The sequence below is a fragment of the Rossellomorea sp. FM04394 genome (genome assembly GCF_041889765.1).
GTDB classification, from domain to species: domain Bacteria; phylum Bacillota; class Bacilli; order Bacillales; family Bacillaceae_B; genus Rossellomorea; species Rossellomorea aquimaris_B.
Window position 1 is genome coordinate 2,462,722 of sequence record NZ_CP168654.1, and the last position, 16,695, is coordinate 2,479,416.

18 protein-coding genes are annotated in these 16,695 nt (G+C 39.1%); 6 read left to right on the top strand and 12 right to left on the bottom strand.

What is annotated here, in order from left to right; all coding sequences use genetic code 11:
- Positions 1–77 precede the first annotated feature (77 nt).
- Positions 78–611 (bottom strand): YhcN/YlaJ family sporulation lipoprotein, encoded by a 534-nt coding sequence (locus tag ACCB35_RS12315; protein WP_374053971.1) that lies wholly within the window; start codon positions 609–611, stop codon positions 78–80.
- A gap of 107 nt (positions 612–718) precedes the next feature.
- On the opposite strand from ACCB35_RS12315, the gene ACCB35_RS12320 reads away from it, so the two are divergent.
- The gene (locus ACCB35_RS12320) at positions 719–1,474 is read left to right on the top strand and encodes a ZIP family metal transporter (protein WP_374053972.1); all 756 of its coding nucleotides are present in this window, start codon (positions 719–721) and stop codon (positions 1,472–1,474) included.
- A 69-nt stretch (positions 1,475–1,543) separates the two neighbouring features.
- On the opposite strand, the gene ACCB35_RS12325 is transcribed toward ACCB35_RS12320, so the two are convergent.
- The 4 genes from ACCB35_RS12325 to ACCB35_RS12340 all read right to left on the bottom strand — a co-directional run bounded on the left by ACCB35_RS12325 (position 1,544) and on the right by ACCB35_RS12340 (position 5,179).
- The gene (locus ACCB35_RS12325; RefSeq protein ID WP_374053973.1) at positions 1,544–3,478 is read right to left on the bottom strand and encodes an endonuclease MutS2; all 1,935 of its coding nucleotides are present in this window, start codon (positions 3,476–3,478) and stop codon (positions 1,544–1,546) included.
- Between the two features lie 425 nt (positions 3,479–3,903).
- A complete protein-coding gene (locus ACCB35_RS12330; protein WP_374053974.1) occupies positions 3,904–4,326 on the bottom strand; it encodes a DUF4395 domain-containing protein in 423 nt (140 codons plus the stop codon).
- Positions 4,327–4,449: 123 nt separating this feature from the next.
- On the bottom strand, positions 4,450–4,893 hold the full coding sequence (locus ACCB35_RS12335) for a ferritin-like domain-containing protein (RefSeq protein ID WP_374053975.1): 444 nt from the start codon (positions 4,891–4,893) through the stop codon (positions 4,450–4,452).
- A gap of 67 nt (positions 4,894–4,960) precedes the next feature.
- Positions 4,961–5,179 (bottom strand): YkvA family protein, encoded by a 219-nt coding sequence (locus tag ACCB35_RS12340; protein ID WP_374053976.1) that lies wholly within the window; start codon positions 5,177–5,179, stop codon positions 4,961–4,963.
- 498 nt (positions 5,180–5,677) lie between these two features.
- Here ACCB35_RS12340 and ACCB35_RS12345 point away from each other — a divergent pair, with 498 nt between their 5' ends.
- Positions 5,678–7,279, top strand: coding sequence for an ABC-F family ATP-binding cassette domain-containing protein (locus ACCB35_RS12345; RefSeq protein WP_044336794.1), 1,602 nt, complete (start codon positions 5,678–5,680; stop codon positions 7,277–7,279).
- A gap of 63 nt (positions 7,280–7,342) precedes the next feature.
- Here the strand turns inward: ACCB35_RS12345 and recQ are convergent, their stop codons facing one another.
- From recQ to ACCB35_RS12365, 4 genes are all read right to left on the bottom strand, one after another.
- Positions 7,343–9,472 carry a DNA helicase RecQ gene (gene recQ, locus ACCB35_RS12350; protein ID WP_374053977.1) on the bottom strand — a complete coding sequence of 710 codons (2,130 nt, stop codon included), beginning with the start codon at positions 9,470–9,472 and terminating at the stop codon, positions 7,343–7,345.
- A gap of 139 nt (positions 9,473–9,611) precedes the next feature.
- Positions 9,612–9,743 carry a hypothetical protein gene (locus ACCB35_RS12355; RefSeq protein WP_301280405.1) on the bottom strand — a complete coding sequence of 44 codons (132 nt, stop codon included), beginning with the start codon at positions 9,741–9,743 and terminating at the stop codon, positions 9,612–9,614.
- Between the two features lie 154 nt (positions 9,744–9,897).
- Entirely contained in the window at positions 9,898–10,113 is a 216-nt protein-coding gene (locus ACCB35_RS12360; protein ID WP_034758928.1) for a cold-inducible protein YdjO-related protein, read from the bottom strand.
- Between the two features lie 238 nt (positions 10,114–10,351).
- A complete protein-coding gene (locus ACCB35_RS12365) occupies positions 10,352–10,483 on the bottom strand; it encodes a YuzL family protein (protein ID WP_374053978.1) in 132 nt (43 codons plus the stop codon).
- A 153-nt stretch (positions 10,484–10,636) separates the two neighbouring features.
- Here ACCB35_RS12365 and ACCB35_RS12370 point away from each other — a divergent pair, with 153 nt between their 5' ends.
- Genes ACCB35_RS12370 through ACCB35_RS12380 form a run of 3 tightly spaced genes read left to right on the top strand, consistent with a single transcriptional unit; the run spans position 10,637 to position 14,412 of the window.
- Positions 10,637–12,151: a spore germination protein gene (locus ACCB35_RS12370; RefSeq protein WP_374053979.1), complete on the top strand. Its 1,515-nt coding sequence runs from the start codon at positions 10,637–10,639 to the stop codon at positions 12,149–12,151.
- Between the two features lie 12 nt (positions 12,152–12,163).
- Positions 12,164–13,276, top strand: a complete 1,113-nt coding sequence (locus tag ACCB35_RS12375; RefSeq protein ID WP_374053980.1) for a GerAB/ArcD/ProY family transporter — start codon at positions 12,164–12,166, stop codon at positions 13,274–13,276.
- The gene (locus ACCB35_RS12380; RefSeq protein WP_374053981.1) at positions 13,273–14,412 is read left to right on the top strand and encodes a Ger(x)C family spore germination protein; all 1,140 of its coding nucleotides are present in this window, start codon (positions 13,273–13,275) and stop codon (positions 14,410–14,412) included. The genes ACCB35_RS12375 and ACCB35_RS12380 overlap by 4 nt, the downstream gene beginning before the upstream one ends.
- A gap of 37 nt (positions 14,413–14,449) precedes the next feature.
- Here the strand turns inward: ACCB35_RS12380 and ACCB35_RS12385 are convergent, their stop codons facing one another.
- Complete coding sequence (locus ACCB35_RS12385) at positions 14,450–14,800, bottom strand: DUF1033 family protein (protein ID WP_374053982.1); 351 nt, start codon at positions 14,798–14,800, stop codon at positions 14,450–14,452.
- A 173-nt stretch (positions 14,801–14,973) separates the two neighbouring features.
- On the opposite strand from ACCB35_RS12385, the gene ACCB35_RS12390 reads away from it, so the two are divergent.
- On the top strand, positions 14,974–15,429 hold the full coding sequence (locus tag ACCB35_RS12390) for a cupredoxin domain-containing protein (RefSeq protein ID WP_044336786.1): 456 nt from the start codon (positions 14,974–14,976) through the stop codon (positions 15,427–15,429).
- Between the two features lie 83 nt (positions 15,430–15,512).
- Here the strand turns inward: ACCB35_RS12390 and ACCB35_RS12395 are convergent, their stop codons facing one another.
- Positions 15,513–15,872 (bottom strand): CrcB family protein, encoded by a 360-nt coding sequence (locus tag ACCB35_RS12395; protein WP_374053983.1) that lies wholly within the window; start codon positions 15,870–15,872, stop codon positions 15,513–15,515.
- Positions 15,862–16,239, bottom strand: coding sequence for a CrcB family protein (locus ACCB35_RS12400; protein ID WP_374053984.1), 378 nt, complete (start codon positions 16,237–16,239; stop codon positions 15,862–15,864). The genes ACCB35_RS12395 and ACCB35_RS12400 overlap by 11 nt, the downstream gene beginning before the upstream one ends.
- Between the last annotated feature and the right edge of the window lie 456 nt (positions 16,240–16,695).

Genomic DNA, 16,695 nt, shown 5'->3' on the forward strand with positions numbered 1-16,695 from the left:
GTATACTGAATTCCCTGTCCATTTCCTACAGGCAAATAAAAAAAGCCGAAGCAATGTTCGACTTTTCACCATTAGGATTATCCTCTGTTCGGAAATACTCGTTTCAGCATGTCAGTAATTTCTTCTCCCAGACCCTCAATCGGTTTCCCATTCTCTGCTTTGTTCGCATAATCCCTCATGCGATCAGTGAAATCAGGATTAGTTGAAATATAAACATTATTTATATTTCCGTTTTGACTTTTCACTTGATCCGAGATCTTTTTCTCCAGGTCCTTTGAGACCTTTCCATTCATATTATCTTCAAGTACCGCTGCTACATATGCGTTTTGATCAGTTGTCAGAACATAAGCGCTTTTAACCTCTTTAAGACTAGCCACCTTATTCGCCTCTTTATCGGCAAGTGAATAATTCTCTCTCATTGTTCCGTCATTTACATACTCACGATTATTTACATAGTCACGATTTGCCTGATCATTTTTGTAGTTCACTTGTTCCAAATTACGCTCATTCATCTGTTGTCCTTCTTCGTTCATGTCATTCCCCATACCACAACCAGCTACAATCGTCATGAACATTATTCCCAAAAGGGAAATCAATAAATATTTTTTCATTTGATTACCTCCTAAATAGTTTTCAACCTTACTATCCCCACACCTTTTTAAAACTATTCAGTGCTGGTCTTGTGTTTAATTCATCACACAATAAGGGAAAACTCAATATGAAGAATGTTTATGGAGGTGAAAAAATGTTCCAGGCTGCCTTATGGGGTGGGATTGCAAGTTTATCCTTACTAATCGGAGCTGTTATGGGGATTTACTTGCACATATCAAAACGAATTGTAGCCTATATTATGGCTTTAGGAACCGGGTTGATCATAGGTTCTGCCACCTTTGATCTACTAAGTGAGGCAGAAGGTAAGGCAAACCTGCTTCATCTAACATCCATGTTCTTATCAGGGGCCCTTTTATTCACTCTTTTCGAAATCTTCATTTCCAAGAAAGGTGGAAGTGAAAGGAAAAGGTCAAAGAAGAATCCCCATGGTCATTCAGGATTAGCCATTTATGTGGGAACCATCATGGATGCAATACCCGAATCGATCATTATTGGCGTCAGCTTTATAGGAGACCAATCAATACAATGGGTGTTTATCATCGCCATTTTCATCAGTAACCTTCCTGAATCATTATCAAGCAGCATCGGGTTCAAGCTAGATGATTATAGTACCCGCAAAATTCTCACCCTCTGGGGAAGTGTTGTCGTTCTCTCCTCCCTTAGCTCCTTGCTAGGGTATATATTTTTACAAGATGCCTCAGAAAGCATCTCTTACATAATAGGCGCTTTTGGTGCAGGTGGATTATTGGCTATGGTTTCATCTACTATGCTGCCGGAGGCGTTTGAAGAAGGAGGGCCAATTGTTGGATTCCTATCGTCATTCGGTATAATCCTTTCTTTTATTTTAACCCATATATCGTAGATACTTTTAATACTTAATCCCTAAACTGAAAAGACGAACTGTAGCCAGTGCTTCAGTTCGTCTTTATGATTATTCATGTTCAATGGTTAATCCTTCTACAAAGCGCTTACTCATTTGTTTATCTTTCTTACGATTTTCTTTGCTGTTAAAAATGATATCAAAGTCATAGTCATCTGGATATAATTCTTTGGCTGACACGTACAACTCCAATCGTTTATGATTAAGACTTCTTTTTTCTCCTTTTACTTGAACTGTATAGTCTCCCTTTTCACCAGGTCCTTCATATACAATTCCGAACTCTCCATTCGGAGAAATTTTCACATTATCCCCTTTGTGAAATAATGGAACTGAGCTGTTTCTCTTTGATGAATCGGAATTACTATGAAGCCTTTTTTTGTATTTATTTACAATAACCTGCTTCTCCATTTCTTTCTTCACATGATAATCAATTTCTCCAAAGTTATAGCTTTTCTTTTCTCTATAGGTAATTTCATGGGCTTTTTCAATGATTTCAGGGTGCATTCCCAGTTTTAAAGCAATGGAAAATGCCTGACTTTCTCCTCCTTCCCCTACGATCAACCGATACGTTGGTTGCAATGTTTCAATATTAAATTCCATACTTCCATTCATAAACCCCTCGTGTTCTTCTGCAAAATGTTTTATTTCACTATAATGAGTAGTGGCGAGAATCGTTGCTCCCTTCTCATATAATTGATCCAGGATGGCGGTGGCCAGACCCATCCCTTCCAGGGGATCAGTACCTGAACCGAGTTCGTCCAACAGAACCAAGGTTCGATCATTTGTACCCTTTAGGATATCGATAATATTTTTAATATGGGAGCTGAATGTACTTAAATTTTGCTGAAGGCTTTGACCATCCCCTATATCTAAAAGAATATCTTGATAAATACTGATTGCACTGCCCTTTTCTGCCGGAATATGAAGGCCGCATTGGGTCATGAGTGTAAGAAGGCCCACCGTTTTGATGGCGACCGTCTTACCTCCAGTATTGGGACCGGTTATGACTAATGCATGAAAGCCTTCACCCATCTGAATGGATAATGGTACTGCCTGTTTTCCAAGCAGGGGATGAACTGCATTTATCAAATGTATTTGATGATCTTCATTTACCATGGGGCTCACACCATCAATGGAACGGCTATATTTCGCTTTTGCGAATAATACATCATAATGTACCATTGTTTCAATCGCCAGTTTTAATTGTGGTTCATATGATTGAACCAATCCAGTTAATGTCCAAAGGATATTCTCGACTTCACGGTCTTCCTCCAGTTTATAAAACAATAGTTGGTCCTGCTGATTGCATAATTCCTCTGGTTCAATGTATAAGGTTGACCCGGAAGCAGAAGTATCGAGTACCGCACCTTTCATTTTACCCCTGTATTCTTTCTTGATCGGGAGGACGTATCTGCCGTTTCTCTGGCTCACAATCGATTCTTGAAGGAACGATTTATACTTGGCCGACTTTACAATCGATTGGATTTTATCCTTTAAGCGGTCCTCTTGAATCCCAACTTGCTTTCTAATCCGCAGTAGCTCTTTACTTGCGTAATCATCTACTCTACCATTTCGGATGCATCGATTGATTTCTTCTCCAATTTCAGGGATATCTTCAATGGAATAGACATAAGAAGATACCCTCGGTGCCACCCATTGTTTATCCTGCATATATTTTTTCAGTTTTTTACATGCATCCAGAAAATAATACAGGTTTGTAAGCTGATCCGGCCTTAAAGGTACTCCTTTATTTAGATTAGCTATAATGTTTTCTACCCCGTCCAGTGCATGAATCGGTATACTGGCACTCTTCTCCAGGATTCTAACGGCTTCTGTTACTTCATCTAAACGCATATCAATCTGGCGGATGTTTGTTGTGGGAATCATGTTCATCAGTACTGTTTTACCTTCTTCTGTCAGAGCAAATCGGGTTAGCTCCTCTTTCACTGAGTTAAATTCTAATGTTTGAAACGTTTTTTCGTTCAATGTTTTCTCCTCCATATACAAAAATAGACCACAACGAACAATGTCCATTGTGGTCTTCCTTCACTCGTATACTAATTACCCCGTAATAGTAGCTTGTGCTTTGGCAAAACGTGTATCGTTCAAAACTCGAAGTTAGAAACGACTACATTGATTTCCCGCATTGTGCACAAAAAGAGCTGTGCACAAAGACACAGCTCTCCTAATAAAGGTTTGAGTATGCTATGACCATTGTTCTTAACTACACTTTGAAGGCACAACTAAATAAGCATTAATCAATAGCCTAATTTTAAGGCCACTGCCTACAAAATGTCCGTATTCATTTCACGGTTAGTTAAGAACGACACCTAACATATAACATACTCCCTTAATATACAGTAATTAAATTCATGATTAGTTTACGATGTATTGGATCCATTGTCAATAGGCTATTGCATAGACCGTTTATATTGGAACCTTTTCCATTGAAAACGGATAAAGCAACCGATACAGAATCCTGCAAGAGCAATTGATGCTGCCAAGAATACCATGCCTGAGAAAATATAAAAGCCTGTACTCCATCCAGCTAGAGTACTAATGATAGCTGCTCCTAGGCAGCTCACGGCAATGATATTATTAAATTGCTGTTGATCAGCGTCTTCAGCTGGATAGGATGACAATTCTTTCTTTAAGAAATGCCTCCCTGTTTTTATGACAGGATTGAACTTGAATAGTACAGACGTCAATCCCACCAGGAATGGAAGAACTAATAAGAAATCTATTTGAAATACCCATGAAAAGGCAACAGATGTAACGATAAACCATTGATTTAATTGAATGAGCGGTTTTGGTATTGAATTGAATGTATCCACTTTTAATCCATACCTTCCTTATTGGAATTGTTGTAATTATAGTGTAATGGATACAGCAGTAAAAATCAAAAGAAAAAACCGAAAGCAGCTGCCCATTTTTTGGCTACTTTCGGTTCTTATCATTTATAGGTTCCTTAGTATTTCTGCATGACGCTGTTCATCATATGCAGCCCTCAGGAATCTGCGTTTGGCTCTTGGCTCGGTAAGCCGGTTTGAAATGGATAAATAAAAGGATACCGTTTCACTTTCATCTTTAATGCTTTCTCTTATTCCTTGCCGGTAATTCGAAGGAAGGTCTCTTGGATTGACTAAATTAATGGAAGGGTAGCGACCGGTCAGTTGTAAATACGATTGTGTAAATCCATTAAAATGACGGATCTCATCTTGTCTTATTCCCAGGATCGCTTGTTTGGCTGTATCATTCGGGGCAAGCTCAGCCAGCTGTGTATAGTAAGAAATAGCTTTGAACTCATCATTAATGGCTTTTTGTATATCCCTTCTCAACTGTCGATCGATTTGACGGTCGTCATGATTTTCAAAGTAATATGGATATTGATTGTACATCATACATCTCCTCCTAAAGCATTGCCTTTTACAGACTATGACAGAAGCCCATCCATAGTGATGCTCTGCGTCATTTCTTTAACTCGTATCGATGCTGTAACTCTTCAGGAGCCATCTTCACCATAAGCTGAAGAACAAACGTAAACACTGCCAAATCATCAACAATCCCAAACAATATAAAAACATCGGGAATCAAATCAAACGGCAGCCAGAAATACCCCGCCACAAGCCCAACTGACAAGACCTTCTTAAATAGCGAAACCTCTTTAGACCGAAAAAAATCAACCAAAAAAGGAACCGACCTGCGAACATTAAAAAGAAACCTCACCCGCTTCACAAACCTCATCATTCTCTCTCATCACCTATCTTTTTTTATTAAGTTATCATAGCACAACAAACAATGGAAAGGTTCGACCATTTCAATAGCATCTGCTACTATATAGCATCGATTTTTGGCTCATTCGAGGGAAACTTCCGTTTCCCTCGCCTTTCAGCTTTGCTGAAAGGTCGCCAAGTGATAAGGGTGCCCGGGCAAAAATGCATTTTTGCCCGGGCACCCTTATCACTTGGCAGAAATGAGCCAAAAATCACCCCATACAGAATAACTCTCTCAATAAAAAGTGCTACCACCCACCCCAACCTAAAACTTCCTTCTCTCCATTCCAAGTCCTTCATTCCCTTATGTAAATAGCCGGTTAATTTATAACTGTTCCTCCCAATACTCTATCTTTTTAACGTACTCGCGTGTTATAATCTTTTAGATTGAGTATTAGGAGGTATATCATACATGATTCAAGTATCAGATGTAAGCTTACGTTTTGGTGATAGAAAACTATTCGAAGACGTGAATATAAAGTTTACTCCAGGAAATTGCTATGGCCTTATCGGAGCAAACGGTGCAGGTAAATCTACATTTTTAAAAATTCTCTCTGGAGAAATTGAAGCTCAGACTGGCCACGTATCGATGGGTTCTGGAGAGCGTCTTGCTGTATTAAAGCAGGATCACTTTGAATATGAAGAATATGAAGTGCTAAAAGTAGTGATTATGGGTCATACCCGTTTATATGAAGTAATGCAAGAAAAAGACGCCATCTACATGAAAGAAGACTTCTCTGACGAGGACGGTATGAGAGCTGCTGAATTAGAAGGAGAATTTGCCGAGCTGAACGGTTGGGAAGCGGAATCAGAAGCTGCAATCCTCCTAAAAGGCTTAGGGATCAACGAAGATCTTCACTCGAAACAAATGTCTGAACTAACAGGTGGAGAAAAAGTAAAAGTATTATTAGCTCAAGCACTATTTGGAAAACCGGATGTCCTTTTACTGGATGAGCCTACCAACCACTTGGACATTCAAGCGATTCAATGGTTAGAAGACTTTTTAATCAACTTTGAGAACACAGTCATCGTCGTATCCCATGACCGTCACTTCTTAAACAAAGTATGTACACATATCGCTGACCTTGATTTTGGTAAAATCCAAATCTATGTAGGAAACTACGATTTCTGGTATGAGTCCAGTCAATTAGCCCTTAAAATGGCTCAGGATCAGAATAAAAAGAAGGAAGAAAAAATCAAGGAACTTCAAGCGTTCGTTGCAAGATTCAGTGCTAACGCATCTAAGTCAAAACAAGCAACTTCCCGCAAAAAATCGCTGGAAAAAATCACATTGGATGATATCAAACCAAGTTCACGCCGTTATCCATATGTCCAATTCAAGCCTGAGCGCGAAATCGGAAATGACGTCCTGCGTGTAGAAGGGCTTACGAAAACGATCGATGGAGTAAAGGTTTTAAACAATGTGAATTTCATTCTTAATAAGGATGATAAAATCGCATTAGTCGGTGCGAACGAGATTGCAAAGACGACTTTATTCAAGATCCTCGCGGGAGAAATGGAGCCTGACAGCGGCTCATTCAAATGGGGAGTTACAACGTCTCAAGCATACTTCCCAAATGACAACTCCAAGTATTTTGAAGGCAATGAGCCTTCACTTGTGGATTGGTTACGTCAATACTCACCAGAGGATGAGAGCGAAACATTCCTTCGCGGATTCTTAGGTCGTATGTTATTCTCAGGTGAAGAAGTATTGAAGAAGCCAAGTGTCCTTTCCGGAGGAGAGAAAGTACGTTGTATGTTATCGAAAATGATGCTAAGTGGATCAAATGTTCTTTTATTAGACGAACCAACAAACCACTTGGATCTAGAATCCATCACAGCACTAAATAATGGCTTGATTAATTTCAAGGGCGCCATGATCTTCGCATCTCATGACCACCAGTTCATTCAAACCATCGCTAATCGCATTATTGAGATCACCGAAGATGGTGTTATTGATAAAGAAACGACTTACGATGAATTTCTTGAAATGAAAGCTTCTATGAAAGCTTAATATACAATAAAAAAGCAGGTAGCCAGACGGCACCTGCTTTTTTATATTCAGTCACTATTCCCATCACTGATGATGTCCGTGTTTGACCAAGTATCCTTTAATCTGAAAATAGCTTATTTTTTTCGGTAATTCCTCTTTAATGGGCTTTAAGAGGCCGGCCCCTACTTTCGAGACTGCATCTTCAATAAGTTCTTCTTCTTCTTCTGTAAAAAGGATATTCCAGTCATGCGTGATGCCTTCCTGATAGGAACGGATAATGTGATTTTCGATCGTTGCCGGGCTCATTCCCCGCTCTTTCGCAATTTTTTTTATATCCATATTATCTTTGAACAACTCATAGCTGACTAAATGGGACGCTGTGTCAGACTGACTTGTCTTCCGTGATCGCGAAGGCTTGACGACCTCAACTTGATGTTCGGGATTCTCAGATATAAAAACGGAAATTTCGTTTATGAAAATTTCTCCATACCGATTCAGCTTGTTTTCACCGACTCCACTAACCTGCAGGAATTCTTCTGATGTTTTAGGCATTTTCACACACATGTCTTGAAGCGACTTATCGGAGAAAATAACGAAAGGTGGTACCCCTTCTGAATCTGCAATCGACTTCCGGAGTGTTCGCAAGGTCTGGAACAATCCATCTTCTTTAAGGATCATGGCCGAAACAGTAGGCTGGATCTTTCTAGTTACGCTTCTTTCCCCCATTAACACCTCTTTGCCATTTGTTGAAACTTTCAGGATAGGGTAGCTTCCACCCTCGACTTGTATGATCCCCTCTGAAATCAAATAATCGATGAACAGGCCGACATCCTTCTGAGATTGCTCCTTCATTAATCCATAAGTGGAAAGCCGGTCGAACCCCCACTCCAGGATCTTTTTGTTCTTTGACCCCGTTAGTACACCGCTGATGAGTGAGGTTCCAAATCTTTCATTCATTCTCATCATACAGGATAATACCATTTGTGCCTCTCTCGTTACATCCTCAGAGTCCCTATCATCCAGGCAATTGCTGCAGTGACCGCATGCTTCCTCTACATGTTCACCAAAATACGCTAAAATGTAGTTCTGCAGGCATGCTTCTGTATGGACAAAGTCAACCATATCACGTAATTTCTGCATCTCATTATCATGTAATTCCTGATTTACGATATTCTGGTCAATGATATACCGCTGTGTCTGGATATCCTGAGGTGAAAATAACAGGACACATTCGCTGTTCACTCCATCACGACCTGCCCTGCCAGCCTCTTGATAGTATCCTTCCATATTCTTCGGAATTTGATAATGAATCACAAATCGGACATTTGATTTATTTATCCCCATTCCAAATGCATTGGTCGCAATCATGATAGTAATGGAATCATTGAGGAAGGCTTCCTGCTGTTCCTGCCTGATAATGTCAGGCAGCCCGCCATGATATTTCCCGACAGAAACTCCCTTTTTCTCAAGATATATATAAAGGTTTTCAACTTCCTTCCGTGTGGCACAGTAAATGATGCCGGAATGCTGATGATTCTTTTGTACATACCTTTCCACCCAACGCTTTCGATCTTCACCTTTTACAACTTGGAAGAACAAATTCGTCCGTTGAAAACCAGTTAATACTTTATATTGGTCTGGAATATGTAAATGATGAAGGATATCAGTTTGTACCTGTGGAGTTGCAGTCGCGGTCAATGCAAGAATGGCGGGATTTGATTGTAGTTGATTAACTGCTTTATAAATACCTAAATAGCTTGGTCTGAAATCATGACCCCATTGAGATAAACAATGCGCCTCGTCAACAGCTACAAGGGGGATTGGTAATGAATTGAGGAAACGAATAAACCCAAATGATTCTAATCTTTCAGGAGCAATATAAACAAGCTTGTATTCACCTAAAGAAATCTCTTCCATTCTCGTCTCTACTTCACTATTCGATAGCGTACTATTAATATAGGTTGCTTGAATACCTTGATGAATTAACGAGTCCACCTGATCTTTCATTAAAGATATGAGTGGAGAGATAACCAATGTTACTCCATCAAACATTAATGCGGGAATTTGGTAACAGAGCGATTTCCCCCCTCCCGTCGGCATGATTCCTACTGTATTTTTCCCATCAAGTATGTATTGGATAATCTTTGCTTGTCCATCTCTAAATTCGTCATATCCAAAGTATTGTTTTAATACTTGTTTTGCTTCTACGATCACATTTTTCCCCTCCAAGAAAATCATTCGTATTCCTTTATTGTATTCCAGAACAAAGAACGTGCCAATAGGAAGCTCTGATTTTTCAAATAAAAGGCTGTACAGTCGTATTCATACACGCATGTACAACCTTGCCATTAACTTAGAACCACTTAACTGTTTTTTCTTCCTTATTTACTTCAACAGGCTTTGACAACTTCCAAAAGCTTTCCCATACATTTTCTTTATTCTCAGTAGAAGTACTCTTGACTTCCTTCTCTTTCTTGTTAGACATGGTGCTCCCTCCCTTATTACATAAATACATTACATACTATTCAAATGTAAAAAAAGAGTTTAATATTTTTTAAAAAATCACTCCAGGGGGATGAGACCGGTTTAGCCAGGTCAAGAAAAAAGAACCAATCAAATGATTGGTTCTCTAAGGCCCATTAGGAAGATTTCATTGTAGGATGTGGATTGTCTACAACTTGTAATACCTTTGTAGATGTCACCATATCTTCTTTACAAAGCGGACACTTAGGTGTATCTTCACTTTTGAAGTTATCTCTCATCCAGCCTTTACAATCTTCAGCGGAACAAGCCCAAATCTTTGTTTCCTCTGTTTTGATTTCTTCCTCAACTTGATTTCTACGACCAAAAGCCATTGAACGTCCTCCTTTAAGGTAAGTAGGATTTCCTTGCTATGCTTTCTAACAGGAAAATAATGATTGTGGTAATTTATGCTGCAGATAGTATGTGGTCAGTTAGGTGTTGCCAGTATAATCGGAACAACTTCTACGATTGTTTCCATTATACCATACTTGACTTCAATTTAATATATGAACTCCTTAGGATAGGTAACAATCGCCTCATATGTACTGAAGGAAGGATAAATATCCTCCGTCATTTTTTCTTTCTGTTTCTAGAAGAAGGAGCCTTTACTCCACCTGATAATTCCTGGTTGGTTGTACCTTGTCCTTCTACTTGAGAAGAACCCAGAACAGCTTTCGATGGATCTTTTTTCTTATTGCTCATCTGCTTCACCTCCACTCCTACCTTGCCCAAATCCTTCACAGTTTATGTATATATTTTTCCTTTTTTACTTCATAGAATAAAGGACATTATGTGATAAAGAATAGGATTCATGGGAAGTCTAATTTATAAATTAAGGTTTAGGGTGTTGATTCTGTGTTTAGACGTAGAGAATTAAAAAAGGATATTGAGAACGGGTCGCCCCATAGCTTTGATATAGAAACGTTTCACAAAGAAGTGCTCACCCTGGTTAGCCATAGTGAGGATTTAGTATTTAGAATCATTACTATCGGAGAACAGAAACTCGCAGTGGTTTACTTTGAAGACCTGATCGATACAACATCGTTGCAGGATAGCATTATCCGACCCCTTGAGGAAACTGTTGGAGAGCTAAATTATCTTATCATCCAAGATACGATTAATATTGCGAAACTTACACAGACAAATCAAATGAACGATGTTATAGATAATTTAGTAAACGGGACGGCCTATATCTTTAAACAAGGTGATACTCACGGTATTTTAGCAGATGTAGCTGATAAAGGAACACGTGCATTAGAAAAAGCTGAAACAGAATCCCTAGTGTTTGGTCCTAAAATTTCATTCACAGAATCCATCACGAAGAATTTGAATTTAATCCGTTCTAATATTAACGATCCAAAACTATGCGTCGAAACCTTTATGGTCGGTTCAAGAACGAAGAAAAAAGTTCAAATGGTATACATAAAGGACATTGCTGAAGAAGAGAATGTAAATACGTTCAGACAGCGCATTACGGAAATTGAAGTCGATAGTATAGTGGATTCCACTGTGCTGGCTCAGATGATCGAAGATAATTCAATTACATTCTTCCCACAATTTATCACCACTGAGCTGCCTGATCGCTGTACCATCTCACTCCTGCATGGAAAGATCTGTTTACTTGTCGATCGCAGTCCTACAGCGATCATAGGACCATCTACGTTTATGAATTTCTTTGAATCGACAGAAGACATTTATATGAGATGGAATATGGGGACATTCCTAAGACTAATCCGCTTTGTAGCTATTTTTTTCTCCATCCTTTTGACACCTGCCTATGTGGCGGTCCTGACGTTTCATTATGAGGTCATTCCCTCTGCTCTCCTTGTTTCTCTGGGACAGTCGAGATCTAATGTTCCATTCCCTCCCGTTTTCGAGGCAATTTTATTGGAATTCATCATTGAGCTGTTAAGAGAGGCGGGAGCAAGGTTACCAACAAAGGTTGGGCAAACCATGGGGATCGTAGGTGGTATCGTCATCGGTCAAGCGTCAGTTCAAGCCGGGTTCACCAGTAATATTTTGATTATCATCATCGCGATATCTGCCTTGGGCTCCTTCACTGCTCCAAGCTATGCAATCGGAACAGCCGTAAGAATCATCCGTTTCCCGATCATCGTCATGGCGGGGTTATACGGGGGTGTGGGAATCATGTTTTGCTTCTGTTTTATTCTCATTCACTTATTGAAAGTGACAACATTGGGCAGACCTTATCTATCACCCATTTACCCATTTAGGTTTGCAGACTTCAAATACAGTCTATTCCGCTTACCTTATCAGTATTTAGTCCAACGTCCGACTTCCAACCACCCCATAGATCAGGGAAGAATCCCTGAGAAGAAAGCAAAAGAGAAGAAAGACGTTGATGAGTAAAGGATGAAATGTATGAATATTAATGTGAATCCAAAGGAACGGTTAATGTTTAATGCCTTCTTGATAATGTTTATCGTTCACACAGCCCAAACTGGAGTCGGGATTGCAGGACTGCCCAGGGTCATTTACATGGAGGCAAACAGGGACGCATGGATTTCTATCCTTTTAGCTGGAATTCTCGTTTCGTTCGTTCTATTTCTCATGGTAAAAATGCTTGAAACATACGATAGTACCGATTTGTACGGTATCCATATGGATATTTATGGAAAATGGATCAGCAAAGGATTTAACGTTCTTTATATCGGATATTATCTCAGTGTCACATACGTGATTTTAATGAACTATATCGAGATGGTCCAGGCATGGATATTCCCTAAAATGCCTACATGGCTCTTGATGGGGTTACTGATTTTTTTAATGGTTTATAGCGTGTTGGGGGGAATCCGGGTTGTGGTCGGTATTGCTTTTTTAGGGCTCATCCTTGCATTCTGGTTAGTATTTATGATCTACACCCCTATTAAATACCTGGACTTCAATCATCTTCTACCTGTTTTAACATCTTCACCCAAAGAAATAATGATGGGTATATATAAATCAAGCTTTACCCTCATTGGATTTGAATTGGTGTTATTTGTGTACCCTTACATCAAGGAAAAGAAAAAAGTACTAAAATATGGCCTGATTGGTGCAGGATATTCCACTTTTCTCTTTACGATTGTGACCGTTGTCAGTATCGGGTTTTTCTCAGAAGATGCCCTTTTAAAGACCATCTGGCCAGTCCTGTCCATGTTCAAGATATTGAGGATCCCAAACTTGGAGCGATTTGAATTCATTGCCGTCTCTTTCTGGATGCTTGTCATCCTTCCAAACATTTGTCTCTATTTTTGGACAGCTTCAAGAGGAATGAAAAGAGTATTTAATGTTTCTCAAAAAAAGTCCATTTACCTTTTCGCCATCCTGCTATGGCTATTATCCCTATGCGTACAGGATCGCCTCACGATGAATGTCATTACAGACAAAGTTGGGACCTCCAGTTTTATTCTTTCCCTTGTCTATCCCTGCCTTTTATTCATACTGGTTAAATTGAAATACATTAGTATGAAAGAAAAGGGTGTAGATGTATGATTAAAACCATCATGCTTCTTCTGCTTTGTCTTTGTACTTGTTTCTTAAGCAGCTGTGTGGAGTCAAAATATTTAGAAAAGCTGGGATTGATTACAGCCGTTGGATATGATCAGGCTGAAGACGAGAAAATAACCGGCACAATGGTCCTGTATCAGTTTAACCCGGCAATGCAGGACGTTGAAAAGGTACTTATTAGTAAGTCTAAGACCAGTAAAGGAATCCGTCTGTCGCAAAATTTAGAAACCGATCATAAGCTTGTTTCCGGTCAGTTAAGGATTACTGTTTACGGAAGGGAGCTTGCGGAAAAAGGGATTTCTCACTTAGTTGATACGTTGGAACGGGATTCTTCCATTGGGAATATGGTGTACTTAACAATTGCTGATACCACTGCCGAACAAATCCTGAATTATCAAATGACGGAAAGACCTTCGAATATGGGGACGTACTTATATAACTTGGTCAGGCAAAATGTTGAATCGGAGACGCTTGTTTCACCAACACTTCAAGAATTCGTCACTGATTACGGCAGTGTTGGCAAAGACCCCATGCTGCCGTTGTTAAAGGCATCAGACGGGAAGGTTGGAATAGATGGCTTCGCATTATTTACACGGGATAAATTCATTAAAGAGATAAAAAAGGACAAGATTTTTTTTATTCGATCTCTTATGGAAGATTACGATGCCGGCAGCGTCGAAGTGGAACTGCCATTAGAAAAGTTCAAACCTTACTTGACAAGTCCTCATCTTGGACAAGAAAAAGATAAGGTTTATATTATGATTGATAGTATCAAATCATCTCATAAGATAAAAACAAAGAAAAAAGCAACACCAACCTTTGAAGTGAAATTGAATATCGAATCACGTTTACTTGAAATGTCTGAAGAAATGAAGTTGTCAAACCCAAAAGCGTTAAGCTTACTTGAAGATGAGATTGGGGATTATATCGAAAAGAAAATTAAAGAAATTATCTTGATGCTTCAAGAGGAAGGCACGGATCCGATTGGATTTGGCATGGAGTATAAAAGTATAAGGGGGCACGAAGATTTATCGAGGGAAAAGTGGGATAAACTGTACAAAGATGCTTCTTTTCAAGTGAAAGTAGAGAATAAGATCATTCGGACAGGAGTAATTGATTAAAAGCCAAGGGTCCATCCAGTAAAGATGGACCTATTTTTTATTTTTGTTGAATTCGATCTCTGATTTGATTGAGGACGGACTCATCCTGAATTTCCATCGGTTGGTCATTTTCAAAAATGATCAATCCGTAATAGACCTGCAGATCATCGTCACACGCTTCGCAAAAAAATACTTCTCCTGGGTCCCAAAACGCAATAGAGTGCATCTTCTTACTTTTGGACTTATGATGGGTATTACTCAGTCGCCTCATTTCCTCAAGAAACCTTCCAACCGCTTCATCCCTGTTATTAAATGTCCATTCCTGAATGATATCTTTTTCCCAGCCTTCAAAAAACCACCAAGGCTCTGCATCACTCTTCGTTGTCATGACTCTCCATGTATTATTCAATGCTTCACCCTCCTCTTTTCCATGACCAAATTGTACATAAAATATGAACGAAAGAAAAATATTTAACTTATGCATCTTTTAAATTATTGACAAGTTCCCTCAAGTACAAGCATAGGTTTAATAGAAAAGACCTTGGTAAATCTACGCTAAATAGTAAAGAGGGGGAAAACCATATGAATTTTATTGTGTTAAAAAAGGGTTCCATCATCGCAATACTGGTAACAATCATGCTTATTACTGTCGGGACGATATGGGCATTATCCTCTAAAAACTCCTATCCTACGGTCTCATTATCAGATAAAGAAAGAGAGAAACAAGTCATCCAGCTGGTCACTGGGGAATTCAAGTCTGAAACAGCCTCCGGAAAAAAGATTGAGGCCTATAGATGGGACCCTGGGACGATTGTAGTTGAAAAAGAGACGCCTGTGGAATTACGAATCTACGGAGTCAACGGCATGGAACATCCGTTTTATATTGAGGGAACAGACATTAAAGGTACGGTAAAAAAAGGGGAAGAAACTGTTGTAAACGTAACGTTTTCGAAGGAGGGAACGTATCGGCTGATTTGCGAGACTCATGAAACCATTGATCGCAACGGTCCTATGATTGCATATATAGTGGTTGATTAATCCTTTTTCATATGATTATTTTACGGATCTCTAATGCGGGATTATTCCACGAAAGGGGTCCTTTTGTTTGGTATGACACCTTGCTAAGCTGCCATACCCAAGATGTATCCTGTCGCTCCAAATATGATTCCGATGATATGACTGCCAAAGAAATAAAATAGGCCCATTTTCATATTTTGTAGGAGAAGGCTTATCGTCTCCCAAATAAAGGTTGAAAAGGTGGTAAATGCCCCACACAAACCGACCCCGAAAAAGAACATGGCGGTCTCTCCAGCACCGTTTCCAACCAATAACCCTAATAGTAAAGAACCAATCGCATTAACTAGTAGGGTCGCTTTCGGAAAACTGGAACTACTCCATTTTTTAACGCCATTCGCAACCAGGTATCGTCCAATAGCCCCCAAGCTTCCGCCCAATACAATTAGCAGTATGTTAATCTCCATGAACAAGCCTCCCTCTTTTTCTTCCTGCCACATAACCTGTCCAAGCCAATAGAAGGCCACCTATAGAAGTAAAGGCAAAATACACGAAGAATAGAACCAATTGTTTTTCTATTAAAAAGGTGACTAACTCGATACTCAGTGTAGAAAAAGTCGTAAAAGAGCCTAAAAACCCTGAAGCTATAAATAAATACGATTTTTCATATTTAGCAGACCATCGACTATAGAAATAGGCTAGTAGAAAACTTCCCAAGAGATTCGCCGTTAGGGTCGCGAACGGTAACCCGCTTTGAATGGTCCAGTGATAACTTATTCCCCACCTGCACAAACTTCCTAATGCTCCACCAATGCCGACTAATAAGTATTTCATTCTGTATAACATCCCTATTTTATAAGATTATATTATTGTGAAACCTATTGTTGACATATTCGTATGTACAATTATCATATTTTCTTTTTCCATTTAGCAGTATACTTTAACTGGAATAGAGTTTATGTTTCAACAATACATTTGATCAGTAAATTAAAGGAGTCTTCTCCATTGACATTTATTATTATACAAGACTTTATAGATTTTTACTTAAGCCCATTACATTTTAGTATAGTATTTCTATTTATAATAGCTTTGATTTTGGATCATTTTCCTGGAATATATCATTTTTACGTACGACCTTATGATAAGAGCCTCGAAAGAACAAATTTCATTGTAAAGTGCGTTACAGCGAATAAGATTATTCCTATAGGGCTGAGGTTCATTGCATGCATGAAATTTCAATTTTATCATACCGATAATGACGACGAAGCCTCTTCTGTATGTTTCTAATCA

What these genes read in the sequence shown, in the direction of transcription:
- ACCB35_RS12315 (WP_374053971.1), bottom strand. Translation starts at nt 611, where the DNA reads ATGAAAAAATATTTATTGATTTCCCTTTTGGGAATAATGTTCATGACG.
- ACCB35_RS12320 (WP_374053972.1), top strand. Translation starts at nt 719, where the DNA reads ATGAAGAATGTTTATGGAGGTGAAAAAATGTTCCAGGCTGCCTTATGG.
- ACCB35_RS12335 (WP_374053975.1), bottom strand. Translation starts at nt 4,893, where the DNA reads ATGATGTACAATCAATATCCATATTACTTTGAAAATCATGACGACCGT.
- ACCB35_RS12345 (WP_044336794.1), top strand. Translation starts at nt 5,678, where the DNA reads ATGATTCAAGTATCAGATGTAAGCTTACGTTTTGGTGATAGAAAACTA.
- ACCB35_RS12355 (WP_301280405.1), bottom strand. Translation starts at nt 9,743, where the DNA reads ATGTCTAACAAGAAAGAGAAGGAAGTCAAGAGTACTTCTACTGAGAAT.
- ACCB35_RS12360 (WP_034758928.1), bottom strand. Translation starts at nt 10,113, where the DNA reads ATGGCTTTTGGTCGTAGAAATCAAGTTGAGGAAGAAATCAAAACAGAG.
- ACCB35_RS12365 (WP_374053978.1), bottom strand. Translation starts at nt 10,483, where the DNA reads ATGAGCAATAAGAAAAAAGATCCATCGAAAGCTGTTCTGGGTTCTTCT.
- ACCB35_RS12375 (WP_374053980.1), top strand. Translation starts at nt 12,164, where the DNA reads ATGAATATTAATGTGAATCCAAAGGAACGGTTAATGTTTAATGCCTTC.
- ACCB35_RS12380 (WP_374053981.1), top strand. Translation starts at nt 13,273, where the DNA reads ATGATTAAAACCATCATGCTTCTTCTGCTTTGTCTTTGTACTTGTTTC.
- ACCB35_RS12390 (WP_044336786.1), top strand. Translation starts at nt 14,974, where the DNA reads ATGAATTTTATTGTGTTAAAAAAGGGTTCCATCATCGCAATACTGGTA.
- ACCB35_RS12395 (WP_374053983.1), bottom strand. Translation starts at nt 15,872, where the DNA reads ATGGAGATTAACATACTGCTAATTGTATTGGGCGGAAGCTTGGGGGCT.
- ACCB35_RS12400 (WP_374053984.1), bottom strand. Translation starts at nt 16,239, where the DNA reads ATGAAATACTTATTAGTCGGCATTGGTGGAGCATTAGGAAGTTTGTGC.